Below are 2,828 nucleotides of genomic sequence, written 5' to 3' on the forward strand. Positions count from 1 at the left end.
ACATGACTGGCAGGCACTTGTGGAATATCGCGATGACCTCCACGGCAGATGGCGCGGCGAGCGGTTGCGAGCGCGGGTGCCCGCGTCCAGCCCTGCGTGGTACGGCAGCGCGGCGACCCCGTTGGCGGTGAGGAACTCCGCCGTCTTGTCGACCGAGGCACGGGACAGGCAGTAGACGATGCCGGCGTCGCCGGGGTGCTCGTCGCGCAGCAGGGTCAGCAACTGCTTGCGGGGCTCGCGCTTGGGCACGATCCGGTACTGGATGTTGGGCCGGTCGAAACTGGCCACGAAGTGTCGGGCGTCGTCGAGTTTGAGCCGGGTCGCGATCTCGGTGCGGGTGGCGCTGGTCGCGGTGGCGGTCAGGGCGATGCGGGGCACCTGCGGCCAGCGTTCGTGCAGCATCGAGAGCGCGAGGTAGTCGGGGCGGAAGTCGTGCCCCCACTGGGACACGCAGTGCGCCTCGTCGATCGCGAACAGGGAGATGCGACCCCGGTCGAGCAGGGCGAGGGTGGACCGGACGCCGAGCGCCTCCGGGGCGAGGTAGAGCAGGTCCAGCTCGCCGGCGACGAAGGCGGCCTCCACCCGTCGCCGGGCGTCCAGGGTCTGGGTCGAGTTGAGGAACCCGGCGCGTACGCCGACCGCGGTGAGGGCGTCCACCTGGTCCTGCATGAGCGCGATCAGCGGGGACACGACGACGGCGACCCCGTCGCGGACCAGGGCCGGGATCTGGTAGCACAGGGACTTGCCGCCACCGGTGGGCATCAACACCAGCGCGTCGCCGCCATCGACCACGTGATCGATCACGTCCTGCTGGAAACCACGGAACGCGTCGTAGCCGAACACCCGGCGCAGCGCGTCGAGGGCGTCGGAGGCGCTACGCAGATCGGTGGGAGAAGCCATCCGGGGAGTCTACGAGCCGACCCCGACAGCGCCCGCCCGGCGCACCCGGGTCGGGTGGACCGGACGGGCGGGGCGGTCCAGCCGGGCTGGCTGGACCGGTTGGCCAGTCCGCGCGGCGGGGCCTTCATCCCGATCACGATGTCGACGATCTCGATGTAGCGGGCCTTGTTGCCCATGCGGAAGGCGGTGGCCGCCGCGTTGATCTCCTCCAGCGTGTCGGCCTCGACCATGGTGACCTGGTCGTACGTGCCGTTCACCCCGGTGCAGACGACGTGGGTGAGCTGCTTGGCGAAGCGGCCCAGGTCACGGGCGTGCTCGGCGGAGATCTCGTGGATGCCCTCACGTCCGAGGGCGAAGTACTCGGGGTTGATCCGCATGAACAGGAAGCCCACGTACTTGTTCTTGTCCGCCAGGTCGTGCATCGCACCCTCCCAGATATCGGCCTTGACCTGCGGTTATCGCAAGGAGCGTATAGACAGTCACTGATCGTCATCAAGTGCGCGCACTGTCGGGAGCGCGACCGCCGGGCGCTCGGCTGTGCGCCGTCCGGCCACGGGTGCCGGGCGGCGACCGGGTGGCGGGATAGAGTCGCTGATTGACCAATCGCGGCCGAGGGCGGCCGCGGCGCCACGGCTTGGGGGTACGGGTGAGCGAGGCGCGCACAGCCGGGGACCGGATCGACGGCCCGGATGCCAATGGCGAGCAGGTGGCGGCTGAGTCGGAGACCACACTGGTGGTGGTCACCGGCCTCTCCGGGGGTGGCCGCAGCACTGTGGCCCGGGCGTTGGAGAACGTCGGCTACTACGTCGTGGACAACCTGCCGCAGGCCCTGATGCTGGACATGGCCGAGCTGGCGTTCAAGGCGGGCGGCGCGGCTCGGCGTACCGCGATGGTGCTGGACGTGCGGTCGCGGGCCTTCTCCACCGACCTGGCCGGGGCGATCCGGGAGCTCAAGGAGCGCGGATTCTCGCCCCGGGTGGTCTTCGTCGACGCCGACGACGAGGTGCTGATCCGGCGGTTCGAGAGCGTTCGCCGTTCGCATCCGTTGCAGGGTGACGGGCGGCTGGCCGACGGCATCGCCGTGGAGCGCGGCCTGCTGGAGGAGGCCCGTGACCAGGCCGACGTGATCATCGACACCAGCCATCTGAACGTCAACCAGCTCCGGCGCCGCATCGAGGAGCTGTTCGGCGGCGAGGACGCCCGCCGGCTGCGGGTCACCGTGTTGTCGTTCGGCTTCAAGTACGGCCTGCCACCGGACGCCGACTTCGTGTTGGACGCCCGCTTTCTGCCCAATCCGTACTGGGTGCCGGAGCTGCGTGAGCACACCGGGCGGGAGGAGGCGGTCAGCGCGTACGTGCTGGGTCAGGAGGGCGCGGACGCCTTCGTCGCCTCGTACGCCGACCTGGTCAACGCCACCACGACCGGCTTCGAGCGGGAGGGCAAGCGGTACCTCACTGTCGCCGTGGGCTGCACCGGCGGCAAGCACCGCAGCGTGGCCATCGCCGAGGAGTTGGCCAGCCGACTGCGTCACTCGGGGTTGGCGGCGAACGCCCAGCACCGCGACCTGGGGCGGGAATGACGGCCCGGCGGGTGGTGGCGTTCGGCGGCGGGCACGGTCTGTCCGCCTCGTTGCGTGCGCTGCGCCACTGCGCCCCCGAACTCGACCTCGACATCACCGCAGTGGTCACGGTGGGTGACGACGGTGGTTCCAGTGGTCGGTTGCGGGCCGAGCGGGGTGGCCTGCCGCCGGGAGATCTGCGCCAGGCGTTGGTGGCCCTGGCCGGTGACCACCCGGCCACCCGGCGCAGCGCCGGGCTGTTCCAGCACCGCTTCGCCGCCGCGCCGGTGGGCGGTGGCGGGCATCCGGGTGCGCTCCTTGCAGTCGGTATAACCCGAAGCATTCCCCCGCCGTCTGCACGGCTTCGCTG

At 70.7% G+C, this 2,828-nt stretch carries 4 protein-coding genes; 2 read left to right on the forward strand and 2 right to left on the reverse strand.

Annotated features, from left to right (window positions below):
• Positions 1 to 900 (reverse strand): RecQ family ATP-dependent DNA helicase (locus tag ABZ749_RS33170; protein ID WP_357234888.1); only part of this gene is annotated, 900 nt, incomplete at its 3' end.
• A complete protein-coding gene (locus ABZ749_RS33175; RefSeq protein ID WP_357234891.1) occupies positions 801 to 1,322 on the reverse strand; it encodes a hypothetical protein in 522 nt (173 codons plus the stop codon). The genes ABZ749_RS33175 and ABZ749_RS33170, both read right to left, overlap by 100 nt.
• Before the next feature lie 254 nt (positions 1,323 to 1,576).
• Here ABZ749_RS33175 and rapZ point away from each other — a divergent pair, with 254 nt between their 5' ends.
• Together rapZ and ABZ749_RS33185 are read left to right on the forward strand one after the other, a co-directional pair.
• A complete protein-coding gene (gene rapZ, locus ABZ749_RS33180; RefSeq protein WP_357234897.1) occupies positions 1,577 to 2,479 on the forward strand; it encodes an RNase adapter RapZ in 903 nt (300 codons plus the stop codon).
• On the forward strand, positions 2,476 to 2,828 hold a 353-nt coding region (locus ABZ749_RS33185; protein ID WP_357234894.1), incomplete at its 3' end, for a 2-phospho-L-lactate transferase CofD family protein. The genes rapZ and ABZ749_RS33185, both read left to right, overlap by 4 nt.

The sequence above is a fragment of the Micromonospora sp. NPDC047753 genome (assembly GCF_040642735.1).
In the GTDB taxonomy this organism is placed as follows: Bacteria; Actinomycetota; Actinomycetes; order Mycobacteriales; family Micromonosporaceae; genus Micromonospora.